The sequence below is a fragment of the Streptomyces viridiviolaceus genome (assembly GCF_014650995.1).
Lineage (GTDB): Bacteria > Actinomycetota > Actinomycetes > Streptomycetales > Streptomycetaceae > Streptomyces > Streptomyces viridiviolaceus.
Window position 1 is genome coordinate 196,874 of the sequence record NZ_BMWA01000006.1, and the last position, 20,945, is coordinate 217,818.

The 20,945-nt window shown below is 72.7% G+C and carries 21 protein-coding genes; 6 read left to right on the top strand and 15 right to left on the bottom strand.

Going from position 1 to position 20,945, the window contains the following annotated elements; translation table 11 throughout:
• Nucleotides 1-132 precede the first annotated feature (132 nt).
• The gene (locus IE260_RS10375; RefSeq protein ID WP_189870471.1) at nucleotides 133-1,998 is read left to right on the top strand and encodes an ABC transporter ATP-binding protein; all 1,866 of its coding nucleotides are present in this window, start codon (nucleotides 133-135) and stop codon (nucleotides 1,996-1,998) included.
• 36 nt (nucleotides 1,999-2,034) lie between these two features.
• Here the strand turns inward: IE260_RS10375 and IE260_RS10380 are convergent, their stop codons facing one another.
• The 6 genes from IE260_RS10380 to IE260_RS10405 form a co-directional block, all read right to left on the bottom strand.
• Complete coding sequence (locus IE260_RS10380; protein WP_189870237.1) at nucleotides 2,035-2,220, bottom strand: DUF8839 family protein; 186 nt, start codon at nucleotides 2,218-2,220, stop codon at nucleotides 2,035-2,037.
• Between the two features lie 155 nt (nucleotides 2,221-2,375).
• On the bottom strand, nucleotides 2,376-3,065 hold the full coding sequence (locus tag IE260_RS10385) for a DUF899 domain-containing protein (RefSeq protein ID WP_189870238.1): 690 nt from the start codon (nucleotides 3,063-3,065) through the stop codon (nucleotides 2,376-2,378).
• A 106-nt stretch (nucleotides 3,066-3,171) separates the two neighbouring features.
• Entirely contained in the window at nucleotides 3,172-4,521 is a 1,350-nt protein-coding gene (locus tag IE260_RS10390) for an amidohydrolase (protein WP_189870239.1), read from the bottom strand.
• Between the two features lie 34 nt (nucleotides 4,522-4,555).
• Nucleotides 4,556-6,439 carry an FUSC family protein gene (locus IE260_RS10395; protein ID WP_189870240.1) on the bottom strand — a complete coding sequence of 628 codons (1,884 nt, stop codon included), beginning with the start codon at nucleotides 6,437-6,439 and terminating at the stop codon, nucleotides 4,556-4,558.
• Nucleotides 6,440-6,644: 205 nt separating this feature from the next.
• Nucleotides 6,645-8,249, bottom strand: coding sequence for a DMT family transporter (locus IE260_RS10400; RefSeq protein ID WP_229880610.1), 1,605 nt, complete (start codon nucleotides 8,247-8,249; stop codon nucleotides 6,645-6,647).
• Nucleotides 8,250-8,345: 96 nt separating this feature from the next.
• Nucleotides 8,346-9,122, bottom strand: coding sequence for a nucleotidyltransferase domain-containing protein (locus tag IE260_RS10405; RefSeq protein WP_189870241.1), 777 nt, complete (start codon nucleotides 9,120-9,122; stop codon nucleotides 8,346-8,348).
• Between the two features lie 786 nt (nucleotides 9,123-9,908).
• On the opposite strand from IE260_RS10405, the gene IE260_RS10410 reads away from it, so the two are divergent.
• Nucleotides 9,909-10,322, top strand: coding sequence for a RidA family protein (locus IE260_RS10410; RefSeq protein WP_189870242.1), 414 nt, complete (start codon nucleotides 9,909-9,911; stop codon nucleotides 10,320-10,322).
• A complete protein-coding gene (locus tag IE260_RS10415; RefSeq protein ID WP_189870243.1) occupies nucleotides 10,319-10,777 on the top strand; it encodes a GNAT family N-acetyltransferase in 459 nt (152 codons plus the stop codon). The genes IE260_RS10410 and IE260_RS10415 overlap by 4 nt, the downstream gene beginning before the upstream one ends.
• Before the next feature lie 27 nt (nucleotides 10,778-10,804).
• Here IE260_RS10415 and pip read toward each other — a convergent pair whose 3' ends face one another.
• Nucleotides 10,805-11,782, bottom strand: a complete 978-nt coding sequence (gene pip, locus IE260_RS10420; protein WP_189870244.1) for a prolyl aminopeptidase — start codon at nucleotides 11,780-11,782, stop codon at nucleotides 10,805-10,807.
• Nucleotides 11,783-11,799: 17 nt separating this feature from the next.
• Nucleotides 11,800-12,519: a uracil-DNA glycosylase gene (locus tag IE260_RS10425; RefSeq protein WP_189870245.1), complete on the bottom strand. Its 720-nt coding sequence runs from the start codon at nucleotides 12,517-12,519 to the stop codon at nucleotides 11,800-11,802.
• A gap of 96 nt (nucleotides 12,520-12,615) precedes the next feature.
• On the opposite strand from IE260_RS10425, the gene IE260_RS10430 reads away from it, so the two are divergent.
• Nucleotides 12,616-13,239: an RNA-binding S4 domain-containing protein gene (locus IE260_RS10430; protein WP_229880612.1), complete on the top strand. Its 624-nt coding sequence runs from the start codon at nucleotides 12,616-12,618 to the stop codon at nucleotides 13,237-13,239.
• A gap of 8 nt (nucleotides 13,240-13,247) precedes the next feature.
• On the opposite strand, the gene IE260_RS10435 is transcribed toward IE260_RS10430, so the two are convergent.
• From IE260_RS10435 to IE260_RS10445, 3 genes are all read right to left on the bottom strand, one after another.
• Nucleotides 13,248-13,685 (bottom strand): DoxX family protein, encoded by a 438-nt coding sequence (locus IE260_RS10435; RefSeq protein WP_189870246.1) that lies wholly within the window; start codon nucleotides 13,683-13,685, stop codon nucleotides 13,248-13,250.
• 99 nt (nucleotides 13,686-13,784) lie between these two features.
• Entirely contained in the window at nucleotides 13,785-14,465 is a 681-nt protein-coding gene (locus IE260_RS10440; RefSeq protein ID WP_189870247.1) for a class I SAM-dependent methyltransferase, read from the bottom strand.
• A gap of 61 nt (nucleotides 14,466-14,526) precedes the next feature.
• Nucleotides 14,527-15,510 (bottom strand): acyltransferase domain-containing protein, encoded by a 984-nt coding sequence (locus tag IE260_RS10445; RefSeq protein ID WP_373303331.1) that lies wholly within the window; start codon nucleotides 15,508-15,510, stop codon nucleotides 14,527-14,529.
• A gap of 94 nt (nucleotides 15,511-15,604) precedes the next feature.
• Here IE260_RS10445 and IE260_RS10450 point away from each other — a divergent pair, with 94 nt between their 5' ends.
• On the top strand, nucleotides 15,605-15,868 hold the full coding sequence (locus tag IE260_RS10450) for a DUF6343 family protein (protein WP_189870248.1): 264 nt from the start codon (nucleotides 15,605-15,607) through the stop codon (nucleotides 15,866-15,868).
• Between the two features lie 29 nt (nucleotides 15,869-15,897).
• On the opposite strand, the gene IE260_RS10455 is transcribed toward IE260_RS10450, so the two are convergent.
• From IE260_RS10455 to rpsA, 4 genes are all read right to left on the bottom strand, one after another.
• Complete coding sequence (locus IE260_RS10455) at nucleotides 15,898-16,278, bottom strand: tetratricopeptide repeat protein (protein WP_188180820.1); 381 nt, start codon at nucleotides 16,276-16,278, stop codon at nucleotides 15,898-15,900.
• Between the two features lie 101 nt (nucleotides 16,279-16,379).
• Nucleotides 16,380-16,985, bottom strand: a complete 606-nt coding sequence (gene coaE / locus IE260_RS10460) for a dephospho-CoA kinase (protein ID WP_189870249.1) — start codon at nucleotides 16,983-16,985, stop codon at nucleotides 16,380-16,382.
• A 57-nt stretch (nucleotides 16,986-17,042) separates the two neighbouring features.
• Nucleotides 17,043-17,981 carry a PAC2 family protein gene (locus IE260_RS10465; RefSeq protein WP_189870250.1) on the bottom strand — a complete coding sequence of 313 codons (939 nt, stop codon included), beginning with the start codon at nucleotides 17,979-17,981 and terminating at the stop codon, nucleotides 17,043-17,045.
• A 218-nt stretch (nucleotides 17,982-18,199) separates the two neighbouring features.
• Entirely contained in the window at nucleotides 18,200-19,690 is a 1,491-nt protein-coding gene (gene rpsA, locus IE260_RS10470; protein WP_189870251.1) for a 30S ribosomal protein S1, read from the bottom strand.
• A 321-nt stretch (nucleotides 19,691-20,011) separates the two neighbouring features.
• On the opposite strand from rpsA, the gene IE260_RS10475 reads away from it, so the two are divergent.
• Nucleotides 20,012-20,881, top strand: a complete 870-nt coding sequence (locus tag IE260_RS10475; protein ID WP_189870252.1) for a class I SAM-dependent methyltransferase — start codon at nucleotides 20,012-20,014, stop codon at nucleotides 20,879-20,881.
• Nucleotides 20,882-20,945 lie beyond the last annotated feature (64 nt).

Sequence of the window (20,945 nt, forward strand, 5' to 3'; positions counted from 1 at the left end):
CGTCCGCCCCCGGGATAGTGGCCGTTCGTCCACGTTCGCGGGAGGCCGACGGTGCGCAGGAAGCGCGGCACGGACCCGGTCGGGGTGTCGGAGTCGGAGCGGCTGCTCTTCGGCGGGCCACTGCGCTACGACATGGGCTGGAACCAGCACGCCGACGCCTTCCTGGAGCTGGGCTTCCGGGCCATGGTGACCCGGCTGCCGTCCCTGCTGGCGTCCAGCCTGCGGCTCGCCCGGCAGGCCGACGCGCGGGCCGCGCGCACGGTGCTGGCGGCCGAGGCGGGCCGGGGCGTGGCACAGGCGGTGAGCCTGCTGGCGGTCAACAGCGTGCTCGGCGGCCTGATGGCCGTCGGCCCGATCGAGGAGCGGCTGCGCGGAACCGTCCCCGCACTGGTCACCGTGGCCGCGGTGATGCTGGTCGCGGCGCTGCTGCGGGCGGCCTCGACGTACGCCACCGGGCGGCTGGAGCCCAAGGTGGAGCGGGTGGCCACCGAGCGGTACCTGGAGCGGGCGGCGGCCGTGGAGCTGGCCGCGATCGAGGACCACGCCTTCCACAAGCTGCTGGACACCGCCCAGTACGGCGCCGCGTCCGCGCGCCGCATGATCCAGTACGGCACGCGCGTGGTGAACGCGATGACCTCGCTGATCGCGGCGGCCGGCGTCCTCACCGTGCTGCATCCGGTGCTGCTGCCGCTGCTGGTGACCATGACACTGCCGAGCGCCTGGAGCGCGCTGACCCTCGCACGGCGCCGGTACGAGTCGTTCCACGCCTGGGTGCAGCACGAGCGCGCGGGACGGCTGCTGGCCGGCCTGCTCATCGAGCCGGCCGCGGCACCCGAGATCCGGGTGCACGGGGTGGGTCCCTTCCTGCTGCGTCACTTCCGCGCCATGTCGGAGACCGCCGAGGCGGAACAGGCCCGGCTGGCCGGGCTGGCGGCCCGTACCGGACTGATCGCGGCGGCGTGGACGGGCCTGGCGACGGCGGCCACGTACGCGACGCTCGGCGGGCTGCTGCTGGGCGGCGCGATGGCCCTGGCGGTGGCGGGCACGGCGGTGATCGCCATCCGCACCGGCTCGCAGAGCCTCGGCACCCTGGTCGTGGAGGTCAACGCCCTCCACGAGGAGGCCCTCTTCGTCGGCGATCTGGAACGGCTGCACGTCGAGGCGGCCGACCGGGCCATCCCGGCGGGCGGTGCGGCACTGCCGGACGACCCGGAGGAGATCCGCTTCGAGAACGTCACGTTCCGCTACCCGGGCGACGCCACCCGCCCCGCACTCGACGACGTCAGCCTCACCCTCCCGCTGGGGCGGATCGTGGCACTCGTCGGGGAGAACGGCTCCGGCAAGACGACGCTGGTCAAGCTGCTCGCCGGCCTGTACACGCCGGACCGGGGCCGCATCCTGTGGGACGGCGTCGACGCGGCGACGGCGGACCGCCGGGCGCTCGCCGAGCGCATCGCGATGGTGGCGCAGGACTTCAAGCGATGGCCGTTCACCGCGCGCGTGAACGTCGCCGTGGGCCGCTCCTCCGCGCCGCTCGGCGACGAACGCGTGGCCGAGGCGGTCGCCGAGGCCGGGGCCGAGGACGTGGTCGCGGACCTGCCGCGTGGTCTGGACACGCTGTTGGCCCGCAATTTCAGCGGCGGCCACGAGCTGTCCGGCGGGCAGTGGCAGCGGGTCGGGATCGCCCGGGCGGCGTACCGCAGGGGCCGCATCCTCATCGTGGACGAGCCGACGGCGGCCCTGGACGCCCGCGCCGAGCTGGAGGTCTTCGACAAGATCCGCGCCCTGGCCGGCAACGGCCAGACGGTCGTCCTCATCACGCACCGGCTGGCGTCCGTGCGCCACGCGGACCTGGTGCACGTCCTCGACCAGGGCCGGCTCGTGGAGTCCGGGACACCGGACGAGCTGCTCGCCACCGGCGGGGTCTACGCGGAGCTGTACTCCCTGCAGGCGGAGCAGTTCACCAAGGCGCCGGTGCCCGCTCCGAAGGCGGGCTGACCCGGCCGCTCGGCCCGCGTCACCGGCAGCCGCACCTCACGCAGCCGCGTCACCGGCGGTCTCACCGCTGCGGACGACGACCAGGAACATGTCCGTGGCGAGGTCCATGACGACCTCGGCGGGCAGGCCCTCCAGACGCCGCGCATGCGCGAACTCCTCCGCCGGCCAGGACCCGCGCGGCCCGCCGGCGGGAAAGCGCTCGAGCACCGTTCGCCCGTTCACCCTGCACCTCCATGTAGCGCTGTACTCGTAGAGTTAAACGCCAACCATGGGGTGAACGCCTCGTGAAGTGACGCTACTGAGACGTAGTTGACACTCGTTCACCGCAACGTGTGAGCCGTGTCTCAGCCGTTCGGACCCTTCGGTCGCGGTACGTGTCAGAGCTCGTACTCGTCGTGATACCTGACTCCCTCACTTCCCGCAGGCGCCCCAAGAGCCGAAGCCCGCCCCTTGGGTTCCTCCCACTCTTCCCGCCGGCCCAGCGCGGTCAGGTCGAGAAGGCTGGTGGTCGAGCCGAGACCGTCGAGGCCGCGCTCGTACGTCGAGTAGGTGTGGAAGACACGGTCGCTCTCCCGCAGGAAGCAGCTGAGGCCAGGCCGCTCGACGAGCGCGCCCTCGTGCTCGAGGGTCACCTCGAAGTCGGCGTTGAAGTCGCTGACGTACGACGAGTACCAGGGCAGCGTCCAGCCCATCCGCGCCTTGAACTGCAGGATCTTCGGATACGGCGCCCGGGATACCGCGGCGAACGAGGTGCCGCGGGCCCTGAGGTGCACCAGGTGCCCGATCTGGTCGAGGAACGCCGAGCAGCTGCGGCAGCCCGCGTCCCACTCGGGGGCGAACATGAAGTGGTAGACGACCAGCTGGTCCCGCCCCTCGAAGAGGTCGGGCAGCGTGGCCTTCCCGTCCCCGCCCTCGAAGACGTACTCCTTGTCGATCTCCACCATGGGCAGCCTGCGCCGCTCGGCGTTGAGCGCGTCACGCGCGCGCGTGGCCGCCTTCTCCTTGGCCAGTAAGGCCTCGCGCGCCGCGCGCCACTCCGCGCGCGAGACGATCTCGGGAAGCGACATGGGCTCCTCCTGTGCAACGGTCCGTCCGGGTGATGACCGGCGGGAGGAGCGGAACTCATCGGCGGCTCGGGAAGATTTTTTCCCGCGTCCCGCGGGCGGTGCCGGATCAGGTGTCGTACGCCTGGATCCGGCGGCCGTGGCTGCGGTCGACCAGGGCGGGCAGCCGCTCCCCCAGTTCCTCCACCACCGCCGGGACGTCGAGGGTGAGCAGCTCCCGGTCCCGCATCAGGATCCGCCCGTCGACGATCGTCGTGCGTACGTCGGCGGAGCGCGCACTGTGCACGAGGGTGGCGGCGAGGTCGTGCACGGGCTGGGTGTGCGGGCCGGTGAGGTCGACGAGGACGATGTCGGCCCGCCGGCCCGGCGCGATGCTGCCGGCCGTGTCGCCCAGTCCGACCGCCCGGGCGCTCTGCAGGGTGGCGTGGTGCAGGGCCTGACGGGAGGTGAGCCACCGCGGGTCGCCCTGGGTGGACTTCTGGATCAGGGAGGTGAGCGCCATGGACTCCCACACGTCGAGGGAGTTGTTCGAGGCGGCGCCGTCCGTGGCGAGTCCGACGGGAACCCCGATGTCGCGCAGGGCCCGTACGGGTGTGGTGGTGGGCCAGGCGAACTTCAGGTAGCCGCGGGGCGCGGTCGCCACGGCCGTACGGCCCCCCGCGCGCGCGAGGAGGGGCAGGTCGGACTCGACGATGCCGGTGCCGTGCGCGATGAGCACGTCGGTGTCGAGGATCCCGGTGCGCTCCAGGACCTGGATCGGGGTGACCCCGTGCCGGGCGAGGCTGGCGTCGGTCTGGTCGCGGTTCTCGGCGGCGTGCAGGTGCACCGGCAGGCCGTGGTCGCGGGCGAGGGCGGCGGTGGCGGCGAGGTCGGCGTCGTCCACCGTGTAGGGCGCGTGCGGGGCGAGTGCGGTCGTGATGCGTCCGTCGGCCGTTCCCCGGTGCCGCAGCGCGAACTCGAGCGACCGCTGCCGGCCTTGTGCTCCCTGCGAGGAGAAGTACGCCTGGCCGAGCAGCGCCCGCATCCCGCACTCGGCGACGACGGCGGCGACGGCGTCCATCGCGAAGTAGTGGTCCGCGAAGCACGTCACGCCCGCGCGGATCATCTCGGCGCAGGCGAGCCGGGCGCCGAGTTCCACGTCCCGTTCGGTGAGGTTGGACTCGACGGGCCAGACGACGTCGTTGAACCACTCCTCGGTGGGCAGGTCCTCCGCGAGGCCGCGCAGGGCGACCATCGGCGCGTGCGTGTGGCAGTTGATCAGTCCGGGCAGGGCGACCTGTCCGCGCGCGTGGACGCGTTCGGCGGCGGGGACGGCCTCGGCCTCGGCGGCCGTCGTCACGGATTCGATGATCCCGCCCCGTACGACGACGGCCGCGTCCTCCTCGAACCCGATCCGCTCCCGGTCGTCGTGCACGAGCACGGTGCAGCCGGTGATGACGAGATCGGCGGAGTGCGTCATGCCGCCAACGTAGGGCACCGGGGCCGTCGGCGGGTCATCCGGCGAGCGGCAGCTCGGGCAGCCGCAGCCGGCCCACCAGGTCGCGCCGTTCGGCGAGTTCGTCCCGCAGTTCGGCGAGCCGCCCGAGGTGCCGGGGGGTGAGCCGGCCGGTGTCGTCGAGGTGCACGGCGCAGGCGGTGGTGGTGTCGACGAGCCGTTCGAGGACGGCCGCGACCTCGTCGGCGCCCTTGGAGTGCCGGGCCAGCGCGGGGAGTTCGGCGGCGGCGAGGGCGATGGCGGAGCGGGCCTCGGCGAGCGTGCGGTAGGCCTCGCGGCGCAGCGTCCAGCGGGTCGCCCGGTCGCCGCCCTCGTTCAGTACGTGGGCGAGGTAGGCGTGGGCGGCGCCGCTCGCCGCCGCCAGCCGGGCGCGGACGCCGCCGGCTCGCTGACCCGGCATCGGCAGATGCCCGACGACCAGCACGATCGCGCAGGCCAGCAGCGTCTCGCCGATGCGGCCGACCGAGGCCTGGGGCTCTCCGCCGACCATGACGAGGGCGAGGACGAGGACGGTGACGACGGCTGTCTGGGCGGCGAAGTGCCGGGCGGCGACCGGGATGAGGGCGCCGCTGACGGCGACGAGCGCGACGAGCCCTTCCGGCCGGGGCAGCACGGCGGCGAACCCGGCGAAGACCAGCGCCCCGAGGACGGTACCGGCCGCCCGGCACAGGACCCGGGACGCGAGCGGCCCGAGATCGGGCTTGACGAGGAAGACGGCGGTGGCGGGCAGCCAGTACCAGTGCTGGTGCTGCCCGTACCAGTGGGCGTGGTGCAGGGCCTGGGCGACGGCGGCGGCGGCACCGAAGCAGAGACCGACGCGCAGCCCGTACTCCCGCCCGCCGGCGCCGAGGACCGTACGCGCCAGGGCGGCGGGCGAGCGCCTGCGGGTGTGCAGGTCACCGCCCCCGCCCTGGTCGAAGGCCACGGCGGCACGCAACAGGGCGTCGTCGAGGGCGCGCAGGGCCGGGGCTGAGCGGGCGGGCGCGGGCAGCGGTCCGGTGTGCGTGCCTCCGCGGACGGCCGCGGCGAGCCGCCGGGGCCCCGCGCCGGCCCGCGCGGGCACGGGCTCCCCCGCCCAGGCGAGCGCGGTCGCGGCCTCGGCGAGGGGCAGCGCGGCCGCGTACTGCGCGTGCAGCCGCCGTTCGGCCGCGGACGATGCCTGGCGCCGCAGCCGGGGGCCGGCGAGCGCGTCCTGGGCGTGATCGAGGGCGGCGGTGAGCGCGGCCCGGCGGGTGACGGCGTGCTCGGTGCCGGCCGCGTCGAGGAGCGCGGCGACGGCGTCGTACACGTCGGCGACGGCCGTCCGCTCCCCGTCGAAGCGGAAGTCGAGGCGCCGTTCGCCGGTCAGGGAGCCGGGCGTGGGCAGGATCAGCCGCAGCACGAGCAGCCATCCGGCGCCGGCGAGGAAGGCCAGGACGCGCTGCCACCCGGGATCGGGCAGCGGCATCCCGGCCCCCACGGCGGTGGCGACCAGCAACTGCGTGCCGGCCCCGGACGCCACGGGTCCGACGGCGCTGACGGCTCCGGCCAGCAGGCCGAGCGCGGTGAGGACGAGGGTGAGCGCCAGGGCTCCCAGGTGCTGCCCCGCGTACGTCCCGGCCAGCAGCCCGGCCGCGCCCGCCAGCGCGGGCACGCCGATCCGCTGGACGGAGGTCCGCCTGCTGCCCGGCCGGTCGTTGATCCCGGCCAGCATGGCGGCGATGGCGGCGACCACGCCGACGGAGGCCCGGCCGGCGAGCACGGCGGCGAGCAGCAGCGGCCCCGCGGCCAGCGCACCCCGCGTGACCGCGTTCCACGGGACGGGCCCGCGCTGGGCGCGGAGGGCGTGGGCGAGCCAGGGCGGAAGCGGGAGTGCGGTGGCGGTGCGGACGGGGCGGGTCACGGCGCGCGGGGCTCCTGTCGTCTGGTCGAGGGCGGGGGTGAGCCTTCGGGCGACAGTGGCCGGGCTGAAATGGTTGCGGTCTCCACCGTAGAGCGCGCACGTGCACGGAAGCGAACGCGGGCGTTTCCGCGATGTGACACGGCACGCGAATCGTGTGACACGGCACACGCGGGGCGGCGGGCCGGCGGGCCGGGTGTCTCCCGGTCTACTGCTGTTCCCACTTCCGGGCGGGGAAGTCGCACGCCTCCCGGGGTTCCTTCGCGGGAAGCAGACGCACCTGCCCCGTCGGCACCTTGAACGGTTCGGCGGTGTCCGGGTCCCACAGCACGACGTCGTCTCCGGCGACACCGAACGACAGGTAGGGGAGCCCGGGACGCAGTTCACCGCCCTGTACGTTCAGCTGCTTCCGGGCGACCGTCGGCTCCACACAGGTCCACTCGGCGTCGACCCCGAAGTACGGTGGAGGGGACTTCCGTTCCCCGGCGGCCTTCTTCACGGCCTCGGCCGCGTCGTTCGCGGAGTTGACGGCGAGGACGGCGACCAGCCCGATCACCAGGGTCTGTGCGGCCACGTACAGCAGGACGTTCGTGTCCTCCCCCGGGCGGACGAAGGACGCGTGCACATGCTTCGCGATGCCCCAGCCGGCCGGTACGAACAGGGCCAGACTCAGGAAGCTCAACAGCCTGCCGGCCGCCAGCACCTGCCAGATGCCCGGCACGTCCAGATCCTCCGGGTCGAGCCCGAGCGCGTCCGCGTACAGGGCGTGGAGCACGGAACCCGACGCGACGGCGAACGACACCAGTGCGGTGAACACGAGGGGGGCCGCCCAGGTCAGCCACTCGCCCCAGGTCCACTGCCGTATCAGGAGCCAGACGCCGATCGCGGTGAGCGCGGAGGCGTTGTAGACGAGCATCTGGAGTGGCGTCAGTGCCTCTGTCTCCGAGGAGAACCAGCCGAGAGTGAACCCCAGGAGGATCGACGCCGCCAAGCACACGATGACGACGCTCGGCGCACGTCCGCCCGACAGGAAGATCCTGCTGCCGCTGCGCACCGACCCCGCGAAGCAGGCCGCCGCGCACATCCCCCAGAACCAGGCCCGAGAGCCGCTCTGGTGCTGGGCGACGACGGCGAGGGACGTCATCGCCAGCAACCACGCCATGAGCCGGTACTGCCGGCGCTTTCCGTCCTCCTCGCGTCTGAGCACGATGTGACCGCGCTCCCGACCGTGCAGGGTGCGCACATCGACGTCCGTGCGGGCCGGGGCTCCCGTCGGCATGCCCATCCGGGCGAGCCTCCTGGCTTCCGAGGCGGTGCCGCTCACGTACGTACCGATGTCATGGCGTCCTCTCCGCTCCGTCAGCCTGGCGCGGGCCATGGCCCACTTCCGGCGCAGTGTCGCGCGCAGGCCCGGCGGACCGTGCGGCGAGCGCAGGGGCGGACGATGCGCGACGCTGTGGACCCGCCACTCGGTGAGCTGCTCCCGGTCGACGTCGAGCAAGTCGCAGCGTCTGACGTACATCTCGATCCGGGCCGTCCGCGCCAGACGCTGGACCCGCCAGGCGGCTGCCCGCTCGGTCCTGCTGTTCCGGGCGCCCATCAGGTGTACTTCCACGCAGTACAGCCGCGAGTCGGGATCCGGGGTCAGCACTCCCGCCGAAAGGTCATCGCCTCGCGCGAACGAGGTGACGACCGGCCACCCGCGCCGCTCGAACTCGTCCTCCGCCTTCTCCCAGTCCCGCTGCCCGCCCCGCACCTCCACGAGTGCCAGTGCTCGCTGGTCGTACCTGACACGCACCGCGTGTGCCCCCAAGTGGATCTCCTGACCGCGGATGGATCAACCCGCGGCACAGCACATCATGCAAGGAGCCGACGCACGACGGCGTTCGTGGGCTGCACACGGGAACGCCTAGCCGCGCACAGCCGCCTCCACAGCCCGGGCCAGAAGAACGTCTGCCTCCGTGACACGGGCGGCCAGAGCTTCGGGATCCGGGGTGAGGCTCGCCGTCAGTGCGTCGACTGCGGTCAGCCCTGCCCGCTCGACGAGCCCCTTCTCATTGGTGACCCACTGCCCGCGTGCCGCCAGTACCGCGTGGGCGGTCTGTGCGGTGGCGAGGGCGATGGCGCCCGCGACCTGGGTGAGGGCGCCCTTGGGGGCGTGGCCGGCCTTGGCGTAGGCGAGGGTGGCCGCGGCGTCGCCGTGCCAGCGTCCGGGGGCGGTGGCGCGCAGGGCGTCCGGGTAGGCGGGGCGGGGCAGTTCCCCGCGCAGCACCTCGTTGATCGCGAGTTCCGCGACGACCAGGTACGTCGGGATGCCCGCCAGGTGGAACATCAGCGGCTCGACTCGGAAGCGTCCCGCCTCCGCCTCCGCCCTCTCGTGCTCGACGACGTCGAGGTCGCGGTAGTGCACGTCGACCCGGCGTTCGTCGATCGTGAGCCAGGCGCCGCCGTTGAAGACACCTCCGCCCCAGGCGCCGATCTCGGAGACCTCGCCCGTCCAGCCGACCGCTCGGAGGTCCGCCGGGTCGAAGGCGCCCCGGTAGTAGATCGCCATGTCCCAGTCGCTGTCCGGACGGTGGGTGCCCTGGGCCCGGGAGCCGCCGAGGGTGACCGCCCGGACGGTGGGCAGGGCGGCGAGACGGTCGGCGGTGGTGTCGAGGAAGACCTGGTCCGGGAGGGAGGGCACGGCTGTGGGCTCCTGGTGGTCGGGGACAGGGCTCGCAAGGGTACGCGGGCGCCGTGCGCGGGGCGATTGTCAGTGGCGCGGGTTATCAATGAAGTGGTCACGGAGCGTAGCGACGACTCGATCGACTGGGGAGGTCGTGATGACGGCACGGGCGAGGGACCGCGGGCGGAGCGGCGACGGGCAGGGGCGTGCGTACGTCTCGACGGCCGGGCTGCGGGCCAGGGGCTGGACCGCCGGGTTGGTGCGCCGACTGCTCGGGGAGCCCGATCTGCTGCGCGCCCATCCGCACGTCGGCTCGGCGCCGCCGACTCCTCTGTACGCCGTCGAGCGGGTCGAGGCCGCGGAGCGCGACGCCGCGTTCCGGGCCGCGTCGGCGGCTGCCGCACGCCGGTCCGCGACGGCCGGGGCGACCGCTCGGCGCACCCGGCGGGTGCTGTCGGCTCGGATCCCACCCCAGGGAGGAGACCGACCGCAGGAAGGAGACCGACTGCAGGGAGGAGACCGACCCCAGGGAGGAGACCGACCGCAGGAAGGAGACCGACCCCAGGGAGGAGACCGACCGCGGAGAGAAACCCGATCCCCGGGAGCGATCCCGCCGCAGGGGGGCGTCCCCGCCACAGGGTGCGTCCCACCGCAGGGAGGAGACCCGCCCTGGGGAAGCCTCGCGCCGCAGGGAGGCCTCCCGCCGCAGACCCGTGCACGCCCGGGAAATTCGGATGCGGCGGCCGGGCGAGGAGCGGACGATCACGGTGTCGACCGTTCGCAGCCACCGCCCCAGGAGCCCCTGTGATCCAGCGCGTCACCGTGCCCGGTCTCTTCCCGCCACCCCTCTACTCCCACGCCTCCGTCGTCGAGGCCGGGACGAAGCTCGCCTTCCTGGCCGGTTCCGTCCCCCTCGACGCCGAGGGGAAGCTGATCGGTGAAGGGGATCCGGTCCGGCAGGCCGAGCAGGTGATCGCCAACCTCGGGGAGCAACTGCGCGCTGTGGGAAGCGACCTGGCGCATGTCGTCGCGACCGATGTGTACGTCGTGAGTGGTGAGACCGCCGTTCTGTCCGCCGTCTGGGACGTCGTCGAGGCGTCCGGGCTCAGTGCCGGACCGCATTCCTCGACGCTGATCGGGGTGGCCTGTCTCGGCTACTCGGGGCAGTTGGTGGAGATCACGGCGACGGCCGTCGTACCGGAGGAGGCGCGGCCGTGAGCCGGGAGTACCCGGTCCTGCGGCGGGCCACGGCCGCCGACGCCCGCGCCGCGGCCGACGTCTGGCTGCGCTCCTTCGCCGCCGCACTGCCCACGGTCGTCAGGCCACGCTCCGACGGCGAGGTGCGCGCGTACTTCCGGGACGTCGTGGTGCCGTCGCGGGAGACATGGGTCGCGGAGGAGGACGGGGACGGAATCGTCGGGGTGATGGTGCTCGACGGCGACGTGCTCTCCCAGCTGTACCTCGACCCCGGCCGGCGCGGACGCGGTATCGGCGACCTGTTCGTCCGGCTCGCCAAGGAACGCAGCCCTGAAGGGCTGAGCCTGTGGACCTTCCAGGTCAACAGGCCCGCCCAGCGCTTCTACGAGCGGCACGGATTCGTCGCCGCCGAGTGGACGGACGGCCGGGGCAACGAGGAGCGGGAGCCGGACGTGCGGTTCGTCTGGCGTCCCTGACCCGGCGCCGGCCGGCGGCGGCTCCGGTCAGTCCGCCGTTCCCCGGCGTGCGGCGTACTTGTCCGTCGCCGCGACGAGCAGTTCCGTCACGCCCGGCGCGCTCGCGCTGTGGCCGGCCTCGTCCACGAGCAGCAACTCGCTGCCGGGCCAGGCGTGGTGGAGCCGCCACACGGTGCCGAGCAGGTTGCCGGGGTCGAGTCCGCCCTGCACCAGGGTGCCGGGGATGCCCTTCAGGAGACCTGCGTCGCGCAGGACGACGCCCTCGTCGTTGCCGTCGCCGAGGAAGTGGTCCTGGCCCCAGTAGTGCGTCACCATGCGCGCGAAGCCCATGCGGAACACCGGATCCTCGTACCGCGCCACCGAGCGCGGCGGCGCCGACGCGATCGCCGTCTCCCAGTCCGTCCAGGCACGTGCCGCCCGCTCACGCACTCGCGGGTCGGGGGATTCCAGCAGCCGGTTGCAGGCAGCGGCGAGGTTCCCGTCCCGCTCGTCCTCGGGAAGCACCGCCAGGAACCGTGCGAACGCCTCGGGGAAGATCTTCCCGAGGCCCTTGGTCATCAGCGAGACCTCGGGGTTGGAACCGGTCGCGACCGCCGTGAGCACCAGCTCCGTCACGGCATGGGGGTGCGTCTGGGCGTAGCGCAGCCCCAGCACCGATCCCCAGGACACGCCCCACACCAGCCACCGCTCGATGCCGAGGTGCCGCCGCAGCAGCTCCAGGTCGGCCATGACGTGAGCCGTGGTGTTGACGCTCATGTCGGTGTCGTGCGCGCTCGCGTGCGGCGTCGAGCGCCCGCAGCCGCGCTGGTCGAGAAGCACGATCCGGTACGCGGAGGGGTCGAAATAGCGCCGGAAGTTCGCGCTCGCGCCGGACCCGGGCCCGCCGTGCAGCACCACCGCGGGCTTGCCGTGCGGATTGCCGCAGGTCTCCCAGTGGATTCGGTTGCCGTCACCGACGTCGAGCATGCCGTGGTCGTACGGTTCGATCTCCGGATACAGGCTCATCCCGGCACGCTAACGCCCTACGCCGGCCCCGTCGCCCCGTTTCCGGCCGGCAGGCCCGCCGCCCGCGCCGCCGTGCCCAGCACCTCCCGGAGCATCGCGGGGGTGAGCCGGCCGGTGAAGGTGTTGCGCTGGCTGACGTGGAAGCACCCGAAGAGGTCCAGTCCGCCGAGGGCCACCCGTGTGCCGTGCGCGAAGGCCGGTCTCGGCCTGGGCACGCTCCAGCCGGCCTCCGCGAACGCGGGCAGCGCGGCCTGCCAGCCGAACGCGCCGAGCACGACCACGGCCCGCAGCGTCGGGCGCAGCAGCTTCAGCTCCTGGACGAGCCACGGGCGGCAGGTGTCGCGCTCCTCGGGGGTGGGTTTGTTGGCGGGCGGCGCGCAGTGCACCGGCGAGGTGACGCGCACGCCGTACAGCTCCAGTCCGTCGTCAGCGGCGACCGCGGTGGGCTGCGAGGCGAGACCCACGTCGTACAGGGCCTGGTACAGCACGTCCCCGGACCGGTCGCCGGTGAACATCCGGCCGGTGCGGTTCCCGCCGTGGGCCGCGGGGGCGAGCCCGACGATCAGCAGGCGGGCGTCCGGCGGACCGAAGCCCGGCACCGGCCGGCCCCAGTACGTCCAGTCGGCGAAGGCCGCCCGTTTGGTGCGGGCCACCTCCTCCCGCCAGGCGACCAGCCGCGGGCAGGCCCGGCAGCCCGCGATCCGCTGGTCGAGTCCGACGAGGCCGCTGGTGTCCATCCCTCAACCGTAAGACCCCCGACCGTAGGACCGAGGATCCCGCTCACCTCGGCCGCCCGGCCCACCTGCCGAGCCTCGGGAGTTAAGGTCGGGGACATGGCTTTCGAGCATGACGAGGACAGGGACGGCCGGGCGGGCGGCCCACGGGATTCCGCTACTGCGAAGGCCGGGGTGAACCCCGCCGGTCAGGCCGCTGAGACGACCGCGGAGCGGGACGCTCATCAGGCCACGGACCCGAAGATCGCCGCTGCCGTCGCCGCCGCCGAGGCGGCGGGGCCGCAGCCCGGCGAGACCGTCCGCGTCGACAGCTGGATCTGGGCCGTCCGCCTGATCAAGACCCGCTCCCTCGGGGCCACCGCCTGCCGGGGCGGTCACGTTCGGGTGAACGGCGAGCGGGTGAAGCCCGCTCATTCCCTGCGCGTCGGCGACGAGGTACGCCTGCGCCAGGAGGGCAGGGAGCGGATCGTCGTCGTCAAACGGCTGATCCGCAAGCGTGTCGGCGCCCCGGTGGCCGCCCAGTGCTACATCGACAACTCGCCGCCGCCCCCGCCCCGCGAGGCCGTCGCCCCGGCCGGCATCCGGGACCGGGGCGCCGGCCGCCCGACCAAGCGCGACCGGCGCGAGCTGGAACGCCTGCGCGGACTCGGGGGTCTGGGCCAACCCGGCCACCCCGGCCAACCCGGCCGCCAGAGCCGCCCCGGCCGCCCCGAAGGAAGCTGAGGGCACGGTCATCCGCGTCGGCGGACCGACCGCAGCAGCTCCGCGTTGCGCTCTCGGCGCGCCCAGGCGATGACGAGCAGCGGCACGATCAGGATGACGGGTGTCGCCGCGTTCTCCCCGTCGAAGACGGTGAGCTGGACGACGAACGCCCCGACGAGCAGCGCGCTCAGCGCCATGGCCGCCACCGACTGCAGCACCGGGACCAACAGGGCCACCGCTCCGGCCAGTTCGAGGATGCCGATGGCGTACATGCCCGCGCTGCCCCAGCCCATCTCGTCGAAGGTCTCGGCCGCCGACGAGTGGGCGATCAGCTTGGGCAGAGCGCTCGCTGCCCCGAAGAACAGGGCGAGGAGCACCTGGACCACGCGCAGCGTGATCCGGGCGCCCCGGCCACGGGAGGAGGTGACGGAAGCGGCGGCAGTGGTCGGAGCGGCGGTCTCGGACATCGGGTTCTCCTGGGGGAAGCGGTCCGTGCTGTGTCGCAGGTAAGACCGCCCTTCGCCCCCGAACTCATCGCTCCCAGACGAAACCCGCCGCCCGGCTTCCTAGCCCGCCGGCACGGCCCTCACCCAGGTTTGGTCCTCGGTCAGATACCGGTCCACCTTCAGGCCCGCCTCCCCGAGGGCTTCCTCGAACTGCTCCTTCGTCAGCGGCCGGGCCCGGAAGGTCTGCGTCCAGACCGCGTCCGGGAACTCGTACTCCGCGCGCACCGCGTTCACGCCGTCCCCCACCGGTTCCGACGACACGATCCGCACGGTGAAGCCGCTGGGGTCGACCCGCTCACGCGGCAGGTTCGTGTGGTAGTCCTCGCCCTCCCGCTGGATCAGTACACAGCCGTCCTCCGCGACGTGCCGGGCACAGGTGCGCAGCAGCCCCCGGCGCACCTCGACGTCCCCGGTGTGCACGAGGAAGGACGCCAGCATCACCACGTCGAACGTCTCGCCCAGGTCCAGGTCCTCGATGGGGCTGCGTATGGTCCGCGCGCCGCTGACGTGCTCCAGCATCTCGGCCGACTCGTCCACCGCCGTGACCGTGAACCCGCGCTCCAACAGAGGTCGTGTCACGCGCCCCACGCCGCTGCCGAGCTCCAGGATGCGTGCGCCTGCGGGCACGGCGCCGGCGACGATGTCCGGCTCGTCTCCCACGGGCAGCCGCGAGTAGAGCTCGACCGCGCAGCCGTCCGGGGTGATGGCCCCGGGTCCCGTCCCCTGGTGTCCCTCTCGCATTTTCAGCTCCATGCCCGGCCAACGGGCCGCGCCCGCACGCCCGTTCCCACACGGGCGCGGTTCACCCGACCCAGTGAACGCCGCGGGGGCCGCGGCCGTGTCGGCCGGATCGGAGCAGGAACCAGCCGTGCCCGAGGTACCAGTGGCCACCCGCGCGCAGATGGTCCCCGACGGCGCGCTCCACCGAAGTGCGCCGTGGCAGGCTCTCGGCCGCCAGGCACGGGTTGCCGAACACGAACCGTACGGCCTCGGCGTCGTCGGGTCCCGTGTCCGCCCGGGCCACCCGGAAGCGCTCCTGGAAGCGGACGATGTTGGAGTCGGCGGGCAGGTGGTCCTTCAGCTGGGGGTCGAGCAGCCAGGAGTGGCAGGTCGCGGCCCGGTACGGTTCCTCGGGGAAGTGCCGCGGGAAGAACTCCCGGGCGAGCGCGAGGGAGCGGTCGCAGGCGCCCGGTGACAAGGGCCCGCGGAAGTCGGGGATGTGCAGGGTCAGACAGGGCTCTCCCGGCACGGCGTCCAGCCCGGCCGACCTCAGCACCGGTGCCGTGCGCTGCCCGATCCGTGCCCGCTCGAACTGCAGACGCCCCAGCTGGTAGATCTCCCCGCGGAAGTGGTGCGCGAGCCACCCCGGTGCCTGCACCCCTCCCGTACCGTGCCGCCGGCGGTGGCCCGCCATGTTCCGGCCCAGGTCGGCGAGGGTGTGCCGGGTGACGTCGGCCGGAACGCCGCGCTCGCGGTGGTAGGCGCGCGTGTGCGGCAGCGCCGCGACGAACACATAGGCGGCGAAGTAGGCACCCAGCGCTGACGGCGCCTCGGCCAGGCGCTCGCCGAACCGGTCCGGGCCACTCGTTGATCCGCCGACCTCACCGAGGCCGCGCACCAGTTCCTGGACGCACTCCTCCAGGAGCCGCACGGTCCCGGCATCCCCCGTGACCGCCCGGCGCAGCCCGACCAGTGTGTTGATGTCCTCGTGCGGTACGGCGAGGTCCAGAAGGACCTCGGGCAGGTCGTCGGCGTCCGGCAGCACGTCCCTTTCCCCCTCTTCCATGACTCCTCCTCGATGTCCCGTCCTGACGGCACCCGGTCTGTCCTGGTGACCGTCCGCGGCGAGGAGTACGTTTCCCACAGGAGATGGTGACCCGATGCGTACGGGCAGTGAACCGGCGACCGCGCGCAGTGCCCTGCGGGCGCGTTTCTGGCTGAGTGTGTGGGGCCTGGTCTGGGCGGTCATCGGGACCACGGCCTTCGCCCTCGCCGGGCGTCCCGGCTGGGCCGCCGCCTGCGGCGTGCTGTGGCTGGTCGTCACGATCGACATGGCCGTGATCCTCCGGCACATCCGCCAGGGCCCGCACTACCAGCCCGGCCGCGGCATCCCGCCGTACCGGCCGCCGCGGAACCGGCCGTAGGCCCCGGGGCTCCGACGCGGCCGGCGCGCTCAGGAGTCGAACCGCGCCTGCTCGAGGTACTGCGGGTTGGGGTCCAGGGCCGCCGCCAGACGGAAGTGGCGCCTGGCCTGGTCGGGGCGCCCCTGGCGCTCGTAGGTGCGGGCGAGTGCGAAGTGGGCGAACGCGTTGTCCGGTTCGCGCTCCAGGACGACGGTGAACTCCAGCTCGGCGGGTCTCAGTTGCGCCGCCGCGAAGAAGGCACGCGCGCGCAGCAGGCGCGCGGCGGTGTTCTCCGGGTGCGCGGCGATGACGCCGTCGAGCAGCTTCACCGCGCCCCGCGGGTCCCGCGCCGCGAGCAGTTGCTCGGCGGCACGGAAGTCGATGACGTCCGTCTCCGGAGTACGTCCGGTCGAACCGCTGGTCTCGGGCACGGGTAGAGTCCTTCCCTCGCTGGACGCGTTCAACGCCCGCGCGGACGTGGCTATTCCTGGGACGGCCGGGCGGCACGGCGCTCAGCGGGACTCGTGCGCCCTCAGTGGGACTCGTGCGCCCTGCGGGCCAGGTCGGCCCACACCTCCTTCACGCGGCGCCGCAGCTCCTCCAGCGGTACGTCGTTGTCGATGACGACGTCCGCGATCTCCCGGCGCTGCTCGCGCGTCGCCTGGGCGGCCATGCGCGCGCGTGCGTCCTGCTCGGTCATGCCGCGCAGCCGTACCAGCCGGTCGAGCTGGGTGGCGGGGGCGGCGTCGACGACGATCACCAGGTCGTACAGGGGCGCCAGGCCGTTCTCCGTGAGGAGCGGGACGTCGTGGACGACCACGGCGTCCTCGGCCGCGGCCTCTTCGAGTTCGCGGGAGCGGGCGCCGACCAGGGGGTGCACGATCGAGTTCAGCACGGCCAGCTTCTCCGGGTCGGCGAACACGATCGAACCCAGCTTGGGCCGGTCGAGGCCGCCGTCCTCGGCGAGCACGTCCTCACCGAACGCCTCCACGACCGCGGCGAGTCCCGCGGTCCCCGGTGCGACGACCTCGCGCGCGATCCGGTCCGCGTCGATCAGTACGGCCCCGCACTCGACGAGCAGCCGTGACACCTCGCTCTTGCCGGCGCCGATCCCGCCGGTCAGGCCCACCTTCAGCATGAGCGGAAGCTTAGGCCCTGCCGGTGACGCGACGGCCGACAGGGCACCTGGCGGGCGTCAGCCGTCGCCCTCCCGTTCCGCGAGGAACCGCTCGAACTCGCGCCCGATCTCGTCCGCCGACGGGATCTCGACCGGCTCGGCGAGCATGTTGCCCCGGGTCTCGGCGCCCGCGGCGGCGTCGTACTGGTGCTCCAGGCCCTGGACGAGCGCGGTGAGTTCCTCGTCGCCCTCCTGGACCTGCCGGTCGATCTCGGTCTGGGTGCGGTGCGCGTCCGTGCGCAGGGAGTGCGCGACGCCGGGCAGGACCAGTCCGGTGGCCGCCGTGATGGCCTCCAGCACGGTCAGGGCCGCGTCCGGGTACGGAGAGCGGGCGATGTAGTGCGGCACGTGGGCGGCGACGCCCAGGACGTCGTGGCCGGCCTGCAGGAGCCGGTACTCGACGAGGGCCTCCGCGCTGCCGGGCACCTGGGCCTCCTCGAACGGGCTGCGGTGGCCCGGGACGAGGTCGGTGCGGTTGCCGTGCGGCGTGATGCCGACGGGGCGGGTGTGGGGGACGCCCATGGGGATCCCGTGGAAGTTCACGGAGAGGCGGACGCCGAGCCGCTCCACGATCTGCCGCACGGCCGCGGCGAAGCGCTCCCACTCGACGTCCGGCTCGGGACCCGACAGCAGCAGGAAGGGCGCTCCGGTGGCGTCCTGGACGATCCGCACCTCGATGGTGGGTTCCTCGTAGCCGGTCCAGGTGTCGCGCTGGAAGGTCAGCAGCGGCCGACGGGCCCGGTAGTCCACGAGCCGGTCGTGGTCGAAGCGGGCGACGACCTGGTGGGGCAGCGAGTCGAGCAACTGGTCGACGATCTGGTCACCGGTCTCACCGGCGTCGATGTATCCGTCGAAGTGGTAGAGCATGACCAGACCGGCCGACTCCTGGGCGAGCGCCATGTCGACGACGGCCAGGCCCTTCGGCTCCCATGCGTACAAACCCTGCGGATCAAGCACAGTGACCGCTCCCCTCCTCGTGTTCGCTACTCACAACACGTGCCCTGGCCGGGGCATTCCCGCGCGGGCCCTTGATCAGGCTTCCTGACCGCGGTCGCCGTACCGCCGAGGTCGCCGACCGGTCTGCCGGGGGAACGCCGAGGGCCCGCACCCGGGAAGGGTGCGGGCCCTCGGTTCACGAGCTACCGCTCGATGAGGAGCTCCTGCTCAGCGTGCGCTCAGCTCTGGCCGCCGGCCAGCTTCTCGCGCAGCGCGGCCAGCGCCTCGTCCGACGCCAGGGCGCCGGACTGGTCGCCGCCCTCGGAGGAGTACGAACCGCCGGACGCGGCCGGAGCGGCGGCCTCGCCACCCTCGGCAGCGGCCTGGGCGTCCGCCTCGCGGGACTTGATGACCTGCGCCTGGTGCTGCTCGAAGCGCTGCTGCGCCTCGGCGTACTGGCGCTCCCACTCCTCGCGCTGCTTCTCGTAGCCCTCGAGCCAGTCGTTGGTCTCGGGGTCGAAGCCCTCGGGGTAGATGTAGTTGCCCTGGTCGTCGTAGGACGCGGCCATGCCGTACAGGGTCGGGTCGAACTCGACCGCCGTCGGGTCGGCACCGAAGGACTCGTTGGCCTGCTTCAGCGAGAGGCTGATGCGACGGCGCTCGAGGTCGATGTCGATGACCTTGACGAAGATCTCGTCGTTGACCTGGACGACCTGCTCCGGGATCTCCACGTGGCGCTCGGCCAGCTCGGAGATGTGGACCAGACCCTCGATGCCCTCGTCCACGCGGACGAACGCACCGAACGGAACCAGCTTCGTGACCTTGCCGGGCACGACCTGGCCGATCTGGTGGGTGCGGGCGAACTGCTGCCACGGGTCTTCCTGGGTCGCCTTCAGCGACAGGGAGACGCGCTCGCGGTCCATGTCGACGTCGAGGACCTCGACGGTGACCTCCTGGCCGACCTCGACGACCTCGGACGGGTGGTCGATGTGCTTCCAGGACAGCTCGGAGACGTGGACCAGACCGTCGACGCCACCCAGGTCCACGAAGGCACCGAAGTTGACGATCGAGGAGACCACACCGGAGCGGACCTGACCCTTCTGGAGGGTCGTGAGGAACGTCTGGCGGACCTCGGACTGGGTCTGCTCCAGCCAGGCACGGCGGGACAGGACCACGTTGTTGCGGTTCTTGTCCAGCTCGATGATCTTCGCCTCGAGCTCCTTGCCCACGTAGGGCTGGAGGTCGCGGACGCGGCGCATCTCGACCAGGGAGGCCGGAAGGAAGCCGCGGAGGCCGATGTCGAGGATGAGACCACCCTTGACGACCTCGATGACGGTACCGGTGACGATGCCGTCCTCTTCCTTGATCTTCTCGATGGTGCCCCAGGCACGCTCGTACTGTGCGCGCTTCTTCGAGAGGATCAGGCGGCCTTCCTTGTCCTCCTTCTGGAGGACCAGGGCCTCGATCTCGTCGCCGACGGCGACGACCTCGTTCGGGTCGACGTCGTGCTTGATCGAGAGCTCGCGGCTCGGGATGACACCTTCGGTCTTGTAACCGATGTCGAGCAGGACCTCGTCCCGGTCGACCTTCACGATGACGCCGTCGACGATGTCGCCGTCGTTGAAGTACTTGATCGTCTCGTCGATCGCTGCGAGGAAGGCTTCCTCGTTACCGATGTCGTTGACCGCTACCTGCGGGGTGGTGGCGGTGGTCTCGGTGCTGCTCGTCATGTGGGAAAGGGCTCCGGTACGGACATTGAAGTCGTAGGTACTGCTTACGCCGGGAGCCCGTTTCGCTCTGCAGAAGCCGGACAGCCAAGGAAGCGCCCCACCAGCGAAAACCAGTGATACGCCTCGACAACCGAGGGGACATACAACAGATGCGAGCGCAGCCTGCTACGTCTGAGGTGCGCAGGCCCGCAGCGCAACTTGTAGCATACGGGGGCAGCCGGGCAGGGTCAATGCGCGAAGCCGCACACCCGGGGCGGATCACCGCATTCCCGGCACAAGAGCCGTCTCCCGAGGCCACGCGGACCCCTCGGCGTCCCCTCCGTGGCACCCGGGAAAGGCTGTACGGAGAGCCCGCAGACTAGTACGAGGGAGCCGGTCATCCAAGAGCCCGAAACGACCGCAGAACCGGAGGCCACCCGGCGTGCCGCCGGCGTCACGGAGAGCGCCCGCGCCAACCGCGGCTGGTGGGACCGGAACGCGGACGAGTACCAGACCGAGCACGGCACCTTCCTCGGCGACGACCGCTTCGTGTGGTGTCCCGAGGGCCTGGACGAGGTGGAGGCCGAGCTGCTCGGCCCCACGGAGGAGCTGAAGGGCAAGGACGTCCTGGAGATCGGCGCCGGCGCCGCCCAGTGCTCGCGCTGGCTGGTCCGCCAGGGTGCCCGCCCGGTGGCCCTGGACCTCTCCCACCGCCAGCTCCAGCACGCGCTGCGGATCGGCGGCGCCTTCCCCCTGGTGCAGGCGGACGCGGCCGTGCTGCCGTTCGCGGACGGCTCCTTCGACCTGGCCTGCTCGGCGTACGGGGCGCTGCCCTTCGTCGCCGACCCGCGGCTGGTGCTGCGCGAGGTGCGCCGGGTGCTGCGCCCCGGGGGCCGCTTCGTCTTCTCCGTCACGCATCCCGTCCGCTGGGCGTTCCCGGACGAGCCCGGTCCCGAGGGGCTGTCGGTGTCCGCCTCCTACTTCGACCGCACGCCGTACGTCGAGCAGGACGAGGAGGGCCTCGCCGTGTACGTCGAGCACCACCGGACGCTCGGCGACCGGGTCCGGGACGTCGTGACGTCCGGGTTCCGGCTGGTGGACCTGGTGGAGCCGGAGTGGCCGGACTGGAACACCTCCGAGTGGGGCGGCTGGTCGCCGCTGCGCGGGCACCTGATCCCCGGAACGGCGATCTTCGTGTGCGAGCGCGACTGATTCCCCTCCGCGCACACTTCCTCCCGTTGCGCGCACGCGTGCGTGAAGGGTCGTTCCACCGGCG